The 15,005-nt window shown below is 64.2% G+C and carries 14 protein-coding genes; 7 read left to right on the top strand and 7 right to left on the bottom strand.

Going from position 1 to position 15,005, the window contains the following annotated elements; genetic code table 11:
• Positions 1-214 precede the first annotated feature (214 nt).
• The 3 genes from pcaF to MESS4_RS04835 are packed head-to-tail and all read right to left on the bottom strand — an operon-like array spanning position 215 to position 3,075.
• Positions 215-1,420 carry a 3-oxoadipyl-CoA thiolase gene (pcaF, locus tag MESS4_RS04845; RefSeq protein WP_006327213.1) on the bottom strand — a complete coding sequence of 402 codons (1,206 nt, stop codon included), beginning with the start codon at positions 1,418-1,420 and terminating at the stop codon, positions 215-217.
• Positions 1,421-2,221 (bottom strand): CoA-transferase subunit beta, encoded by an 801-nt coding sequence (locus tag MESS4_RS04840; RefSeq protein ID WP_006327212.1) that lies wholly within the window; start codon positions 2,219-2,221, stop codon positions 1,421-1,423. It lies immediately after the preceding gene.
• Positions 2,218-3,075 carry a CoA transferase subunit A gene (locus MESS4_RS04835; RefSeq protein ID WP_006327211.1) on the bottom strand — a complete coding sequence of 286 codons (858 nt, stop codon included), beginning with the start codon at positions 3,073-3,075 and terminating at the stop codon, positions 2,218-2,220. The genes MESS4_RS04840 and MESS4_RS04835 overlap by 4 nt, the downstream gene beginning before the upstream one ends.
• Positions 3,076-3,195: 120 nt before the next feature.
• On the opposite strand from MESS4_RS04835, the gene MESS4_RS04830 reads away from it, so the two are divergent.
• Positions 3,196-3,966 carry an IclR family transcriptional regulator C-terminal domain-containing protein gene (locus tag MESS4_RS04830; RefSeq protein WP_006327210.1) on the top strand — a complete coding sequence of 257 codons (771 nt, stop codon included), beginning with the start codon at positions 3,196-3,198 and terminating at the stop codon, positions 3,964-3,966.
• Positions 3,967-3,994: 28 nt separating this feature from the next.
• On the opposite strand, the gene MESS4_RS04825 is transcribed toward MESS4_RS04830, so the two are convergent.
• Genes MESS4_RS04825 through MESS4_RS04810 form a run of 4 tightly spaced genes read right to left on the bottom strand, consistent with a single transcriptional unit; the run spans position 3,995 to position 8,907 of the window.
• Positions 3,995-5,281, bottom strand: coding sequence for an FAD-binding oxidoreductase (locus MESS4_RS04825; RefSeq protein WP_036240702.1), 1,287 nt, complete (start codon positions 5,279-5,281; stop codon positions 3,995-3,997).
• Between the two features lie 2 nt (positions 5,282-5,283).
• Positions 5,284-6,669 (bottom strand): glutamine synthetase family protein, encoded by a 1,386-nt coding sequence (locus MESS4_RS04820; protein ID WP_006327206.1) that lies wholly within the window; start codon positions 6,667-6,669, stop codon positions 5,284-5,286.
• A 4-nt stretch (positions 6,670-6,673) separates the two neighbouring features.
• The gene (locus MESS4_RS04815) at positions 6,674-7,957 is read right to left on the bottom strand and encodes a glycosyltransferase (RefSeq protein ID WP_036240710.1); all 1,284 of its coding nucleotides are present in this window, start codon (positions 7,955-7,957) and stop codon (positions 6,674-6,676) included.
• A gap of 11 nt (positions 7,958-7,968) precedes the next feature.
• A complete protein-coding gene (locus MESS4_RS04810; protein WP_006327202.1) occupies positions 7,969-8,907 on the bottom strand; it encodes a GntR family transcriptional regulator in 939 nt (312 codons plus the stop codon).
• Positions 8,908-9,144: 237 nt separating this feature from the next.
• Between MESS4_RS04810 and MESS4_RS04805 the strand changes: the two genes are divergently transcribed.
• The 6 genes from MESS4_RS04805 to MESS4_RS04780 all read left to right on the top strand — a co-directional run bounded on the left by MESS4_RS04805 (position 9,145) and on the right by MESS4_RS04780 (position 15,003).
• Positions 9,145-10,209, top strand: coding sequence for a spermidine/putrescine ABC transporter substrate-binding protein (locus MESS4_RS04805; protein ID WP_006327201.1), 1,065 nt, complete (start codon positions 9,145-9,147; stop codon positions 10,207-10,209).
• A 224-nt stretch (positions 10,210-10,433) separates the two neighbouring features.
• Complete coding sequence (locus MESS4_RS04800; protein ID WP_036240699.1) at positions 10,434-11,276, top strand: ABC transporter permease; 843 nt, start codon at positions 10,434-10,436, stop codon at positions 11,274-11,276.
• Positions 11,269-12,063 carry an ABC transporter permease gene (locus tag MESS4_RS04795; protein ID WP_006327198.1) on the top strand — a complete coding sequence of 265 codons (795 nt, stop codon included), beginning with the start codon at positions 11,269-11,271 and terminating at the stop codon, positions 12,061-12,063. Before MESS4_RS04800 ends, MESS4_RS04795 begins: the two co-directional genes overlap by 8 nt.
• Positions 12,060-13,133 (top strand): ABC transporter ATP-binding protein, encoded by a 1,074-nt coding sequence (locus tag MESS4_RS04790; RefSeq protein ID WP_006327197.1) that lies wholly within the window; start codon positions 12,060-12,062, stop codon positions 13,131-13,133. Before MESS4_RS04795 ends, MESS4_RS04790 begins: the two co-directional genes overlap by 4 nt.
• A 12-nt stretch (positions 13,134-13,145) precedes the next feature.
• On the top strand, positions 13,146-14,420 hold the full coding sequence (locus MESS4_RS04785) for a glycosyltransferase (protein WP_006327196.1): 1,275 nt from the start codon (positions 13,146-13,148) through the stop codon (positions 14,418-14,420).
• 232 nt (positions 14,421-14,652) lie between these two features.
• Positions 14,653-15,003 (top strand): cupin domain-containing protein, encoded by a 351-nt coding sequence (locus MESS4_RS04780; RefSeq protein WP_006327195.1) that lies wholly within the window; start codon positions 14,653-14,655, stop codon positions 15,001-15,003.
• Positions 15,004-15,005: the final 2 nt, after the last annotated feature.

Here is a 15,005-nt window from a genome sequence, read left to right as displayed (position 1 = left end):
GGGGGCTGACCGCAACCTCGACGCCCTTCCTGCAACGCTGGTGATTAGCGAAACCGTCGATGAGAGCACCCCTCTCCCCGTCACTATACGGGGAGAGGATGCCGGCAGGCAGGTGAGGGGCGGTGCGACGCTGAAAGTCTTTTTCTTAGACGACGGGACAAGGCACCGACAAAGGCAAACAGCAGCGCCGCCAGTACGACCGAAAAGCCTGAAATCAAGGCCTTTCCAGCGCTATCGCAATGCCTTGGCCAACGCCGATACACATGGTGGCAAGCGCATAGCGGCCGCCACGTTCGCGAAGCTCCAGCGCCGCCGTGCCTGATATGCGGGCGCCCGACATGCCGAGCGGATGGCCGAGCGCTATGGCGCCGCCATTCGGGTTGACGTGCCTGGCGTCCTCGGCAATGCCGAGTTGGCGCAGCACCGCTATGCCTTGCGAGGCAAAGGCTTCGTTGAGTTCGACCACGTCGAACTGCTGCGGCGTCAGGCCAAGCCGTGCGCACAGCCTTTCGGTGGCCGGCGCCGGGCCGATGCCCATGATGCGCGGCGCGACGCCGGCGGTCGCACCGCCGAGGATGCGGGCGAGCGGCGTCAGGCCGTATTTCTTGACCGCCGCTTCGGAGGCGACGATCAGTGCCGCCGCGCCGTCATTGACGCCCGACGCGTTGCCGGCGGTGACTGTGCCGCCTTGCCGGAACGGTGTCGGCAATTTCGCCAGCGCCTCGACCGTCGTGCCCGCGCGCGGATGTTCGTCTTTCGAGACGACGACGGGATCGCCCTTGCGCTGCAGGATGGTCACCTGCGTGATCTCCTTCGCCAGCCGGCCATTGGCTTGTGCCGCGACCGCCTTGTCCTGACTGCGCGCGGCAAAGGCATCCTGGTCCGCGCGGGAGATGGCGAACTCTTCCGCCACATTCTCGCCGGTCTCCGGCATCGAATCGACGCCGTATTGCTTCTTCATCAGCGGGTTGATGAAGCGCCAGCCGATGGTGGTGTCATGGATCTCGGCATTGCGCGAGAAGGCGGTTTCCGCCTTGGGCATGACGAAGGGCGCGCGGCTCATCGATTCGACGCCACCTGATATCACCAGCTCCGCCTCGCCGGCCTTGATGGCGCGCGCGGCGATGGTGACGGCATCCATGCCCGAGCCACAGAGGCGATTGACGGTCGAGCCGGAAATCTCCTTGGGCAGGCCGGCCAGCAGCAGGGACATCCTCGCCACGTTGCGATTGTCCTCGCCGGCCTGGTTGGCGCAGCCGTAGACAACATCGTCGACCGCTTGCCAGTCGATGCCTGGATTGCGCTCGACCAGCGCCTTCAGCGGCACGGCGCCGAGATCGTCGGCCCGAACCGAGGACAACACCCCGCCGAAGCGCCCGATAGGCGTGCGGATATAGTCGCAAATATAGGCCTCGGCCATCTATGCAGCCTTCTCTTTTCCAGTTCCCGCATGCGCCGCCTTGGTGCGGGCTTGCAGGTCGCGCAAAGTCTTCAGTTCGAGCGCGGTCGGCGCCGGCGTTTCCTCGAGCGCATCGGTGAATTTCACCGTCCAGCCGCAGGTCGCCTGCACCTCGGCGCGCGAGACGCCCGGATGCAGCGACACGACCGTGAATTCCTTGGTGTCCAGGTCTGGCTTCCAGATGGCGAGATCGGTGATCAGCAGCGTCGGGCCTGACGTTTCGATGCCGAGCCGTTTTCGATGATCGCCGCCCTCGCCATGGCCGAAGGAAGTGTAGAAATCGATGGTCTCGACCATGCCGCGCTTCGACTGCGCCATGGTGATGTAGATCTCCTTCGACGAGGTGGCGATCTCCGGTGCGCCGCCGCCGCCGGGGAGCCGGGTCTTCGGGTGAAGATAGTCGCCTATCACCGTGGTGTTGATGTTGCCGAACTTGTCGAGCTGGGCAGCGCCGAGGAAGCCGATCGAGATGCGGCCGCCCTGCAGCCAGTAGCGGAACATTTCTGGCACCGAGACGGTGGTGACGGCGGTGTCGCACAATTCGCCGTCGCCGATCGACAGCGGCAAGACTTGCGGTGCTGTACCGATCGTGCCGCTCTCGTAGATCAGCGTGATGTCGGGCGCATGCGTCAGCCGCGCGACATTGCAGGCGGCCGACGGCGCGCCGATCCCGACGAAACAGACATCCTCGTTCTTCAGTGCCCGGCTGGCGGCGATCGTCATCATTTCATTGGGCGTGAAACCCGGCTCGCGCTCGCTCATGCCGCCGTCCTCAGGTGCTCGACGCGCGCGGCGAAATCGGCGGCGGTCTTTTCGATGACGTTCGCCTGCATCCATGCCTGGAATTTTTCACGATCCGCTGATATCTCGTCCCATTCGAGATAGGCGGCATTGTCCCTGATATAGTAGCCATGCGTATAGGACGGGTGCGACCCGCCCGGCACGACTGAAATGGCTGATATCGTCCAGCTCGGCAGCACAGTCAGATTGGGATGTAATTCGTCGAAACTGTCGACCACTTCCTCGACCGTAACCACGGCGCGCTTTGCCGCCAGGACCGCCTCCTTCTGGATGCCGATGATGCCCTCGACCAGCACATTGCCCTTCCTGTCGGCCTTCTGCGCATGGATGAAGGTGACATCGGGGCGGATGGCGGGGACCGCGGCAAGCACCTCGCCGGTGAACGGGCAAGAGACCGTTTTGATGTTCGGATTGACCGCAGCCAGGCCGGCGCCGCGATAGCCGCGGAACATGGCGCAGGGGAGACCGGCCGCGCCCGCCTCATAGGCATTGGCCATGCCGGCATGGCTGTGCTCCTCGACCTCGATCGGCCTGGGAAAACCGTTCTCGATGGCGTCGCGGGCGCGCCGCAGCAGCCCGACTCCGGGATTGCCGAGATAGGAGAAGACGATCTTCCTGGCCATGCCCATGCCGATCATCTGGTCGTAGACGAGGTCCGGCGTCATGCGGATCAGCGTCAGCTCGCCAAACCCCTGGCGGATCGCCTCATGTGCCGCCGCCGTCGGGATCAAATGGGTGAAGCCCTCGAAGGCGACTGTGTCGCCATCGTTCAAATTCCCCGCCACGGCCTCGCTTAGCGGCAGGAATTTGACCATCGCTCATGCTCCAAAGTTCAAGAAAGTTCGTATTGCGAACTTATGTTTTATATGGGATACTTTTATGTCGAGTTTTGGCGTGAAGTCAATCTGGCAGCGCCGCCATTTTCAGGAGGCCACATGAACGACGAGGCCGCTTCCCGCGACCATATCGGCTCGCTCGAACGCGGGCTCGCGGTCATGGAGATACTGGCCCGGCACCCGGCCGGCATGACGCTGACCGAGATGGCGGAGGAAGCGGGACTGACCCGCGCCGGCGCGCGCCGCTTTCTGCTGACACTGGCCGCCGCCGGCTACGCGACGCAGGCCGGCCGGCAGTTTTCGCTATCGCCACGCCTGCTGACCGTCGCCCGCACATGGCTCGGCGGCGCCTCGCTGTGGACTTATGCCGCCCCCATCATGCGCGAGGTCGCGGCGCAGCTGAACGAGTCCTGTTCGGCCGCCATCCTGTCGGGCGAGGACATCGTCTATGTCGCCCGCGTTCCCGGCCGGCGCATCCTCAGTGTCTCGCTCGATGTCGGCACCAGGCTGCCCGCATATTGCACCTCGATGGGACGGGTTCTGCTTTCCGGCCTCACAGCCGGCGAACTGGAGAGCTTCCTCGGCCAGGCGGCCATCGAGGGACGCACGCCAAAGACGATCACTGCAAGAGCAGCGCTTGCCGAGGCCATCGGCAAGGCGAAGGCGAACGGCTTTGCCGTCATCGACGAGGAGCTTGAGCTCGGCCTGCGCTCCATCGCCGTGCCGATCAATGACCGCACCGGCCGAACCGTGGCCGCGATCAATGTCTCCACCCAGTCGGCCCGCTTCTCCGTCGCGGAGATGGAGCGGGAAATCCTGCCGGCGCTGCTTGCGGCCAAGCAGCGCATCGAGGATTTCTTCGTCGTCTAAACGACTTCGTCGCTGCGTCCGCCTGCCCTCAATGCTTGATGCGATCGCGCATCGCATACCACAGCATGCCGAGCACATAGAGCGGGCCGCGCAATGCGGTGCCTCCGGGAAAGGGCATTGGGCTCAGCGTCGAAAACAGGTCAAGCCGCGAGGCGTCGCCGGTGATCGCCTCGGCCAGCAGCTTGCCCGACAGCGTCGACAGGATCACCCCCTTGCCGGAATAGCCATGCGCGAAATAGACCTCGCCATAGTGCCCGACATGCGGCAGCCGCGACGTCGTCACCGAGACCAGCCCGCCCCAGGCATGATCGATGCGGCAGCCGCTAAGCTGCGGAAAGGTCTTTTCCATATGAGGCCGCACGAAGTCGGCAATGTCGGCCGGTGGCGAGGGCGTATAGCGTTCGCCACCGCCGAACAGCAAGCGGCCGTCCGCCGACATCCGGTAGTAATTGACGACGAAGCGCGTGTCGGACACCGCGACATTGGCCGGGATGACATTGCGTTCGCCCTCAAGCGGCTCGGTGGCGACGATGTAATTGCCGACCGGCATGATGCGGCTGTTGACGCGCGGCTCCAGCCCGTGAAGCAGCGCGTCGCCGGCCAGCACGACATGTTTTGCCCGGACCGACCCCTTGGCCGTCGAGACCCGGACGGAAGGTTCGCGCTCCAGCCGCACGGCAACCGAATTCTCATGGATGACGACGCCGGCCGCGACGGCGGCGCGGGCAAGGCCGAGCGTGTAGTTCAACGGATGCATGTGGCCGCCAAGCGCCTCGTACATCGCGCCGTGATAGGGCGTGTCGACCTTGGCGCGTGCTTCCGCCGCCGACAGGATTTCAGCATGCGGGAACTTCATCACCCTTGCGAGGCATTCGGCCTCTTCTTCGAGGTCACGCAGGTCCGAGCTGTTGACCGCGCCGACGAGATGGCCGGTCAGCCTGAGGTCGCAATCGATGGCATGACGCTCGATGATGTCGAGCACCAGCCCACGCGCCTCGAAGGCGAGATCGAACAACGCCTTTGCCCGCTCCGGGCCGTAGAGCTTGACCAGCCCCTTGGCGCCCTTGCGGAGGCCGGGGATCATCTGGCCGCCATTGCGCCCCGATGCGCCCCAGCCGATCTTGCCGCCTTCGAGCAGCACCACTTTCAGCCCGCGTTCGGCGGCATGAAGCGCTGCTGACAGGCCGGTGCAACCGCCGCCGACGACAACAAGGTCGGCGTCGACCTCGCCTTGCAGGACCGGATGATCCGGTGACGGGTTTGCCGTCGCGACATAATAGGATTTGCCGATATCCAGGCCGGAATTGAATGCCATCACTACACCTTGAGCAGCAGATGGTCGCGTTCCCAGGACGTCACCACGCTCTGGAACAGGTCGAGCTCGACGCTCTTGACGCGCAGATAGGATTGGAAGAAATCCTCGCCGAGCAGCGCCCGCACCGGGTGGCAAGCGGTGAAGCGGTCGAGCGCTTCCTCCATGGTTTTCGGCAGCGTGCTCTTGATCTTATAGGCATTGCCCGACGCCTCCGCCGAACGCGCGATCTTCTCCTCGACGCCGAGATAGCCTGCCAGCAGCGAGCCTGCCATCGCCAGATAGGGATTGGCGTCGGCGCCGGGCAACCGGTTTTCTATTCGCCGTGCGGCCCGCCCACCGGCCGGCACGCGCAGGCCGCAGGAGCGGTTGTCATGCGACCACTCGATGTTGGCCGGCGCGCTGTGGTTCGGCCGGATGCGGCGGAACGAGTTCACGTTGGGTGCGAACAGCGGCATGATCTCGGGGACGTATTTTTGCAGTCCGCCGATGAAATGCCCGAACATTGGCGTGTCTGCATCATCTGAGCCGGCAAACAGTGTATTCCCTGCCTCGTCGATAACAGACATATGAAGATGCATCGAGCTGCCGGCCTGCGCCGCGATCGGCTTGGCCATGAAGGTCGCATGCATGCCGCTCTCCTGCGCCGCTTGCCGCGTCATCCGCTTGAACAGCAGCACCTTGTCGGCCAACGGCAACGCATCGCCATGCAGGAAATTGATTTCCAGTTGCGCCGTTCCCGATTCATGGATCAGTGTGTCGAGCGGCAGTCCGGCCGCCGTGGCATAATCGTAGAGGCGCCGGATCACCGGCTCGAATTCTTCCAGCGCCGCCATGTCGTAGGGATGCTGCACGGTCTCGGCGCGGCCATTGCCGCCGACCGGTGCGGTCAGCGGACGGTCAGGGTCGGGATTGGGCGCGGTGAGATAGAATTCGAGCTCCGGCGCCACCACCGCCCGCCAGCCACGCTGGCGGTAGAGATCCAGCACCGCGCGTAGCACATGACGCGGCGAGGCCATCCAGGGACGGTCGTCCATGTGGAACGCATCGGCGAACACATAGGCTTTCCCCGCACCGGCACCGGGCGCCAGGCAGAGCGTGGAAACATCCGGCACCATGCGCATATCCGGGTCCTGGTAGGCAAAGCTCTCATCGATCGAGCCGGAATAGCGGCCGTCGATGCTGACCAGGAAGGCGCTGCTCGGCAGATAGAGCGCACGGTCCTCCAGCGCCTTGAGGAACTTGGCCACCGGCAATGTCTTGCCGCGCAAGACGCCATTCAAGTCGGGCACCAGGCACTCGACTTCGTTGATCGCATGCGCGGCCAGCCAGCTTTTTGGATCTTTGGTGCCGCTCGAAGGCGACGTAGTGGTTGTGTGATTGTCAGGCATTGGTTCATGTCCGTAGCAGTGAGAGAATGGCTTCGGCGGCCACATCCGTTCCGGGTTTCAGCGCCATTTCAGCTGCATTATCCCTGAGGCGGGCGCGCATCGCGTCGTCGGCCAACAGGCCGAGAATGGCTCGCTCCAATACGTCCTCGGTCCAGCCGTCACGGCTGATATGGTTGCCGACGCCGGTTTCCTCGGCGCGTTGCGCATTGTCGTGCCCGTCCCAGCAATAGGGCATGATCAGCGACGGCACCCCGAAACGAAGCGCTTCGCAAAAGCTGTTGTTGCCGCCGTGATGGATGAACAGGTCCGACTTCGCCACCACCGAGGGCTGCGGAAACCAGGCGTCGAGATAGACATTGTCCGGCACAGCCCGGTAGCTGTCGCGCAAGCCACCGACATTGACGATGAAGCGCGCCAGCAGCCTGTCGAACACGGCCAGCATGCGCTCGATCAGCCCGACATCCATGGCGCCAAGGCTGCCGAAGCTGACATAGACCAGTGGGCCGCCATTGCGCGGAAAGACCGGCACCTCGAACGGCCCTTCCGAGCGCACGCAGCCTTCGAGATAGGTGAAGCGCGAGGGGTCGAGCGGCTCGGCGCGCTCCCGGCGCACGATCGACGGCGTCAAAAGCAGGTTGAGGTCGGGCGAGGCCTCCAGGAACAAGCCCTTGGGCAGCGAAGCGAGGCCAGCCTCGGTGCGAAGCCGGTTGAAGCGGTCGTGCGCCGGCGCGACCGCCGCGAGGTAGCGCGCCTCGAAGGTCGCGCGGCCCGGATCGTCGGCGGCGAGGCCGGACAAATAGGGCGGCACCTCGGCATCAGGAAGCTCGGTCTCGGCGCAGGAGACCACGCGCACCCATGGGCAACCGGCGGCGGCAAGTGCTGGAAACATGATGACATTGTCGAGCACCACAGCGTCCGGCTTCAGCCGCGCCAGCAATTGGCGCAGCGGCGCCTCGGCATTGGCCGCGGTGTCGACGATCGCTTGCCATGTCGGAGCGACATAGGTCTCGAGCTGGTCGATCGGGCTCAGCCTGAAATGCGGCAGATGGCGGCGCACGAAAGCCTGCCAGTAGCTCTGGCGTTCGCTGTCGCTCAGCGGATCGTCGGTCGGCAGCTGGTATTCCTGAAAACCATAGTCGGCAAAGACACCGGAAAATCCGGCATGGCAGATGAACACCGGCCGGGCGCCGCGGGCGCGCAGCGCCTGGGCGATGCCGACGCAATTGAGCGCCGCGCCGAAGCTCGCTTCGGGAAACAGCGCGATGGTCGGGCTGGCTTTGCGCGTCAAAATGATCCTCGTCAATCCGGCCGGCTGATCATGCCGAACAATGCAGGCACCCCGCGGCTGGCCGCCTGCGGTCGCTGGTTGCGGGAGAGCCGCAGATGCACGCGAAGCAGGTCGGCCGCAACCTCAACCTGCCGGCTCTCCAGATGGTCGAGTATGGTGAGGTGCTCGCGCAGCGATTGCTTCAGCCGGAAGACGTTGACGCCGGCATAGACGCCCGGCAGCCGGCGTAGCCTGAGGTGATCGGACAGCGCATCGGTGACGAAGCGGTTGGCGGAACCGTCGGCGATCATGCCGTGGAACTCGATGTCCAGCCGCTGGAACTCCCTGGTATCGAAGGCCGCATCGGGTAGCGACAGCAGCGCCTCCATGCCCTGGCGCAAGGCCGCCGCGCGGGCTCCGTCCAGCCGGAAGCCCGGTGTCAGAATGGCGGCGGGTTCCAGCAGCAGGCGGAATTCGTAGCTTTCGCCCTGTGTCTCCGGATCGTCCGGTGTTCGCCTGAAAAGCCATGACTGTCCCGGCGCGCGGTCCAGCAGATTTTCCTCAGTCAGTTTCCTTAGCGATTTTAGTACCGTCTTGCGCTCGGCATTGTACCGCCGCATCAGCGCCCCGACGGTGACCGTCTGGTCCAGCCGGCGCGCTGACCGGTCGCGCAGGATCTTTTCGGCGAGGTCGTCCTCCTCGGTAACAGGCAAGCCGTCGGCAACGGTCGCCTGCGCGGCGGGATCTACGGCCAGGCGATAGCCTGAGGCGGCTTCCCAGCGCACCACGCCTTTCTCGGTGAGCAGGCGCAGTGCGGCCCGCACCGGGGTCCGTGAGACGTTGCAAAGCGACGCGATCTGCTGCTCCGGGAGATGGGCGCCGGCTTCGAAGCCGCGCTGCCGGGCGACATCGAGAATGCGCTGCGCGAGATCGAGATGGTTGGTGCGCGGTCGTCTGGCGGCGGCTTGCATTGGCAATTCCCGTGAACGGAGGTGACCGATACGGTTTGGCCGATCATCCTTGCGAACGCAATCGGCCAGATTCCTTGAGCGTCCGACAAATTATGGATTGACGTACTTTTTTCCGCAATAGTACTGTCACCCCAATCGGCAACAAAAAGACCGGGGAACAGGATCGAAGCGGCGGCACGGTCGCAAGCGCTGGTTCGACGAAAGAAATTCGACGATCAACCAGAATGGGAGTCTGTCATGACAGCCACCACACCGCGGCACCGTTCGCTAAGAATATCCTCGATCGCGCTTGGCTTTGCCCTGGCGCTGTCGGCGCCTGTCTCTGCCGCCGACCTCGTCATTTCCAACTGGGACGGCTACATGGCGCCCGATGCCATGGCCGCCTTCAAGACCGCGACCGGCGTTTCCGGCGAGGTCGTCGTCCACGCCACCAACGAAGAGATCATGGGCAAGCTCGTCGCCTCCGGCGGCAAGGGCTATGACGTGGTCTTCGTCTCCTCGCCTTTCGCCGAGGTGCTGAACAAGCTCGGCCTGACCGAGCCGATCGACCACGCCAAGGTGCCCAATCTCGCCAACCTCTATCCCGAGGCGACCAAGCTGCCGCACGATGTCGGCAACGCCTTTTCCGTGCCCTACACCTGGGGCACGACAGGCCTCTGCTACCGCTCGGACCTGGTGAAGGTGGCGCCGGCGAGCTGGAACGATCTTCTGGCCCCATCCGACGACCTCAAGGGCAAGACCACCATGCTGGCGACCGACCGCTGGCTGCTGGCCGCCGGGCAGCTCGCCAAGGGTTACTCCGTCAACGAAACCGGTCCGGCCAAGCTCGCCGAGGTCAAGGACTTGCTGATCTCGGCCAAGAAGACCTTGCTCGCCTATGACGACACCACCTTCTATTCGAAGCTGGTCTCCGGCGAGGCGCTGCTGGTGCAGGCCTGGGACGGCTGGTGCAATTACGGCATCGCTGAAAAACCCGAGATCAAATACGTCATCCCCAAGGAAGGCTCCGACCTGTGGGTCGATACGATGGTGGTGATGAAGGCCTCTGCCAACAAAGACGCCGCCTTCCAGTTCATCAACTTCATGCTCGACGCCAAGAACCACGCCTGGGCGGCACAGAACATTGACTACAAGGTGCCGAACAAGCCGGCGATGGAGAGCCTGCCGGCCGACTTTCTGGCCAAATTCCCCAACATGGCGATGCCGGTTGCCGACCTCGTCAAGTTCGAGCAGCTGCGCGATGTCGGCGACGCCCAGCGCGACTATTCGAAGATCGTCAGCGAGATCAAGGCCGCGCAGTAAAATCGATTACTGGAAGTCAACTTGCGTTCCTTCACGCCCCCCTCTGGCCTGCCGGCCATCTCCCCCTCAAGGGGGGAGATCGGCTGTGGCACCGCTTTCGCCAATCTTCAATATTTGAAGGTAAACGAGAGGTTGGAACTGCTAATCTCCCCCCTTGAGGGGGAGATGGCCGGCAGGCCAGAGGGGGGTGCAACTTGACGCAACCCTCCCGCTCCTCCTTGCTGATGGCGCCGGCGCTGGCCTGGCTTACCGCCCTGATGGTGGTGCCATGCGCGCTGGTGCTGGCGCTCGCTTTCTTCCGGCGCGGCACCTATGGCGGCGTCGAATACACATTCACGCTGGAGAATTTCGGACTTGTCTTCGACCCGCTCTATGCCGGTATCTTCCTCAATTCGGCGCGCATCGCCGGCACCGCCACGCTGATCGCCGTCATCATCGGCTATGCCGCCGCCTATGCCATCGCGGCCGCACCGCGCCGGCTGCAGCCGGTGTTGCTGTTCTTTGCCGTACTGCCCTTCTGGTCCAACTATCTGATCCGCACCTATGCCTGGATCGTGCTGCTCAACCGCGAAGGCCTGATCACCCAACTGCTGCGCTGGTTCGGCTACACCGGAGAGCCGCCATCGATGCTCTACACCGAAGGCGCCGTCATCGCCGGCCTGGTCTACAACTATCTGCCCTTCGTCATCCTCGCCTGCTACGCGCCGCTGTCGCGGCTCAATCCGGAACTCGCCGAAGCCTCGCGCGACCTCGGCGCCTCGGCCGTGACCACGTTTCGCCGGGTCGTCCTGCCCTTGACCGTGCCCGGCATCGCGGCCGGCGCCGTCTTCGTCTTCGTGCTGTCGATCGGCAATTTCGTTACGCCGGCGCTGCTCGGCGGCGGCCGCTTCCAGATGATCGGCAACCTCGTCTACGACCAGTTCCTGACCGCCAATGACTGGCCGTTCGGCGCCGCACTCGCCATGGCGTTGATCGCCATCATGCTGCTGGTGCTGATGGCGCAGGCGCTGCTTGCCGATCGCGCCGCCGGCCGCGCCGCTGAAGCCAGAGGTGGCGCCGATGGCTGAGCGCTCTTCCGCCACGCGGCGCACGCTGTGGCTCGTGCTTTCACTGGTCTTCGCCTTCCTCTACATCCCGATCGCCGTGCTGGTGGCGCTGTCCTTCAACGAAGGCGGGCTGCCGACGGCATGGTCGGGCTTTTCGCTGAAATGGTACGCCTCGCTGGCCGGCAATTCCGCGATCCTGTCCGCGGCTCTCAACACGCTGATCGTGGCGCTGGTCTCGACGGCGATCGCCACGCTTCTCGGCACGTTGCTGGCGATCGGTATCGAGATGCGCCGCCAATACGGCAAGGGGCTGGAGGCGCTTATCTTCGCGCCGATGATCATTCCCGACATCGTGCTGGCCATTGCGCTGCTTTCGTTCTTCTCCATGCTCGATGTCACCATGGGCCTGCACACCATCATCCTCGCCCATGTCGTCTTCAACCTCGCCTTTGTCTGTTCGGTGGTGCGCGCGCGGCTGAAGAGCTTCGACTGGTCGATCGTCGAGGCGTCCGCCGACCTTGGCGCCCCCGCCATCACCACCTTCCGGCGGGTGACCTTGCCGGTCATCCTGCCGGCGGTGATCGCCGGCGCGCTGCTCGCCTTCACGCTGTCGGTCGACGAGTTCATCATCGCCTTCTTCACCGCCGGCGCCGGGCGCGCTTCGACCACCTTGCCGATGCAGATCTATGCGATGATCCGCTTCGGCATCACGCCGGAGATCAATGCGCTGGCGACCATCGTCATGGCGGTCTCGATCACTGCGCTGACCCTGTCGCAACGGTTCAACCGCGGGGTCATCGGCCAATGAGTGAGCCCCGCACGCTGCTTCAGATCGATCATGTGTCGAAGAATTTCGGCCGGGTGACCGCTGTCGACGGCATCTCGCTCGACATTCGAGAGAACGAATTCTTCGCGCTGCTCGGCCCCTCCGGCTGCGGCAAGACCACGCTGCTGCGCATGCTGGCCGGCTTCGAGACGCCCAATGATGGGCGCATCCTGCTCGACGGCCGCGACATCGCCCGAACCCCGCCCAACAAGCGGCCGGTCAACCTGATGTTCCAGTCCTACGCGTTGTTCCCGCATATGAGCGTCAGGGCCAATGTGTCCTACGGCCTGGAAATGGAACGTTTGCCGGCTGCCGAAATCCGTGCGCGCGTCGATGCCATCCTGGCCACCACCGAGCTGGTCCCATTTGCCGACCGCAAGCCGGAGCAATTGTCGGGCGGCCAGAAGCAGCGCGTTGCGCTTGCCCGCGCCCTGGTCAAGCGACCTCGCCTGCTGCTGCTCGATGAACCGCTCGGCGCGCTCGACAAGAAGCTGCGCGGCGCCATGCAACTGGAACTCAAGCGTCTGCAGCATGAAGTCGGCATCACTTTCGTCATCGTCACCCACGACCAGGAGGAATCGCTGGTCATGGCCGACCGCATGGCGGTGCTGAAGGATGGCAGACTGCTGCAATGCGATACGCCGCATGCGGTCTATGAGTATCCAGCCGACCGCTTCGTTGCCGACTTCATCGGCGTGATGAATTTCGTGCCGGGCAAGGCCACAGCCGACGGCGTGCTGGCCGCCAATGGCGCGCGCATCACAGGCAAGGTTCCGACGATGCTCTCGCCAGGCGCTGCGGCCGTCGCTTCAGTGCGGCCCGAACGCATCCGGCTGTTCCCCTCGGTGGAGACCGCCAACCGTATTGCCGGCACCGTCGAAGCGCTCGCCTATCAGGGGCTCGACCTGCAACTGCATGTCCGCACCGCTCTGTCGCCAAAGCCGTTCCTGGTGCGCGTTACCGCCGATGCCGCCGACCGCCGGCCGGTGTCGGCGGGCGATACGATCGAACTCGGCTGGGATGCCGCCGACGTCAGAATTTTCAAGGATTGATGGAGAAGCTTGATGGCGCAAAAGACGATCGCGTTCTTCCCCGAGGCGGCCTTTGGCCCGGCGCTCAATTCCGTCGGCATCGCCCAGGCGGTCGAGACACGCGGCCACAAGGCGGTGTTCCTGTCGGACCCCGGCTTTGTCGACGTCTACAGGGGCTACGGCTTCGAAGCGCACCCGGTGAACCTCTCCGAACCGATGCCGCCGGAGCAGATGGCCAAGTTCTGGGAGGACTTCATCAACGGCCACATCCCGAACTTCCGCAAATCGCCCTACGACCAGGTCGACAACTATGTGAAGGATTGCTGGACGGCGATCGTCGACAGCGCGAAGTGGGCGCAGAAGGATCTGCCGCGCGTTCTCTCGGCGATCAAGCCCGATGTCATCTGCGTCGACAACGTCATCTTGTTCCCGGCGATCAAGCAGTACGGCAAGCCGTGGGTACGCGTCATCTCCTGCTCGGAAAACGAGATCGAGGACGAGGACATCCCGCCGCATCTCTCCGGCTGCGGCGAGAACGACCATGGCGGGCACCAGCGCTACCGCGCCCATTTCAATGCGGTGATCAAGCCGATCCATGACGACTTCAATGCGTTCCTGACCGCCAACGACGAAGCCCCCTATCCGGCCGGCCAGTTCTTCGAGGCTTCGTCCTATCTCAATTTGCTGCTCTACCCCGAGGCGGCGAAGTTCAAGCGCCGCCATCCGCTCGACCCGGCGAAGTTCCAGTATCTCGAAGGCTGCGTGCGGCAGGAAAAGCCCTATGCGGTGCCGACCTTCGCGAAAAACAATGACGGGCCGCTGCTCTACGTGTCCTTCGGCAGCCTCGGCGCCGGCGACGTCGACCTGTTGAAGCGCATCATCGCGACGCTGGGCAAGACGCGCTATCGGGCGCTGGTCAATGTCGGCGGCTACAAGGACCAGTATGCGGACGTGCCCGGCAACGTCATTGTCGAGGGCTGGTTCCCACAGCCCTCGGTCATCCCGCAGGTCGATGCGGTGATCCACCATGGCGGCAACAACTCGTTCACCGAGTGCCTCTATTTCGGCAAGCCGGCCATCATCATGCCCTATGTCTGGGACGGCCACGACAACGCCACCCGGGTCGAGGAGACCGGCCACGGCTTCGGCATGCCGCGCTACGACTGGAGCGACGCCGAGCTGATCGCCAAGATCGAGGCTTGCCTGACCGACCCCAGGATGACGGCCAAGCTGGCCAAGACATCGGCACGGATGCAATCGCAGAACGGCCCGGAGAAGGCGGCAGGGTTGCTGGAGACGCTGCTGTGACAGGGATGATCGGTATGGCGTTCCTTCGCGCCCCCCTCTGTCCTGCCGGACATCTCCCCCACTTGGGGGGAGATTGGCCGTCGCGACCGCTTTCGCCAATTCTCGACGCTGAAGAACGGGCGCCGAAGCCAAAGCTGCCAATCTCCCCCCAAGTGGGGGAGATGTCCGGCAGGACAGAGGGGGGCGCCGTAGAGCGAGAGCAGATCAGAACCAGCATCAGCGGAGCCTCCGCATGACCTCCTCCGCGCCACATCTCCACCAGGCCTCCACCCGCACCGATCTCGTCGACTGGGGCGCCCAGCCGGACGCACTGGAAGGAGCCTCGCACTCCACCGGCAGGCTGGTGCACAAGGGGCCGGACAACCAGCCGGAATCCGGCATCTGGGTCTGCACGCCCGGACGCTGGCGGCTGAGCATCCCGCGCGACGAATTGTGCCACTTCGTTGCAGGCCGCGCCATCTACAGGTCGGATGTCGGCGAGGTGATAGAAGTCTCAGCCGGAACCGTGGTGATGTTCCCGGCCGGCTGGGCCGGCGAATGCACCGTCCACGAAACCATCCGCAACATCTACATGCTGGCCTGATT

It is taken from the genome of Mesorhizobium sp. STM 4661 (assembly GCF_000359125.1).
Lineage (GTDB): Bacteria > Pseudomonadota > Alphaproteobacteria > Rhizobiales > Rhizobiaceae > Mesorhizobium.
This window is presented reverse-complemented; position numbering and strand designations above follow the sequence as displayed.

Excerpts from the sequence above, each read along its gene's own strand:
- MESS4_RS04785 (WP_006327196.1), top strand. The coding sequence starts at position 13,146 with ATGGCGCAAAAGACGATCGCGTTCTTCCCCGAGGCGGCCTTTGGCCCG.
- MESS4_RS04840 (WP_006327212.1), bottom strand. The coding sequence starts at position 2,221 with ATGAGCGAGCGCGAGCCGGGTTTCACGCCCAATGAAATGATGACGATC.
- MESS4_RS04820 (WP_006327206.1), bottom strand. The coding sequence starts at position 6,669 with ATGCCTGACAATCACACAACCACTACGTCGCCTTCGAGCGGCACCAAA.
- pcaF (WP_006327213.1), bottom strand. The coding sequence starts at position 1,420 with ATGGCCGAGGCCTATATTTGCGACTATATCCGCACGCCTATCGGGCGC.
- MESS4_RS04795 (WP_006327198.1), top strand. The coding sequence starts at position 11,269 with ATGGCTGAGCGCTCTTCCGCCACGCGGCGCACGCTGTGGCTCGTGCTT.
- MESS4_RS04810 (WP_006327202.1), bottom strand. The coding sequence starts at position 8,907 with ATGCAAGCCGCCGCCAGACGACCGCGCACCAACCATCTCGATCTCGCG.
- MESS4_RS04790 (WP_006327197.1), top strand. The coding sequence starts at position 12,060 with ATGAGTGAGCCCCGCACGCTGCTTCAGATCGATCATGTGTCGAAGAAT.
- MESS4_RS04800 (WP_036240699.1), top strand. The coding sequence starts at position 10,434 with ATGGCGCCGGCGCTGGCCTGGCTTACCGCCCTGATGGTGGTGCCATGC.
- MESS4_RS04825 (WP_036240702.1), bottom strand. The coding sequence starts at position 5,281 with ATGGCATTCAATTCCGGCCTGGATATCGGCAAATCCTATTATGTCGCG.
- MESS4_RS04835 (WP_006327211.1), bottom strand. The coding sequence starts at position 3,075 with ATGGTCAAATTCCTGCCGCTAAGCGAGGCCGTGGCGGGGAATTTGAAC.
- MESS4_RS04780 (WP_006327195.1), top strand. The coding sequence starts at position 14,653 with ATGACCTCCTCCGCGCCACATCTCCACCAGGCCTCCACCCGCACCGAT.
- MESS4_RS04830 (WP_006327210.1), top strand. The coding sequence starts at position 3,196 with ATGAACGACGAGGCCGCTTCCCGCGACCATATCGGCTCGCTCGAACGC.
- MESS4_RS04805 (WP_006327201.1), top strand. The coding sequence starts at position 9,145 with ATGACAGCCACCACACCGCGGCACCGTTCGCTAAGAATATCCTCGATC.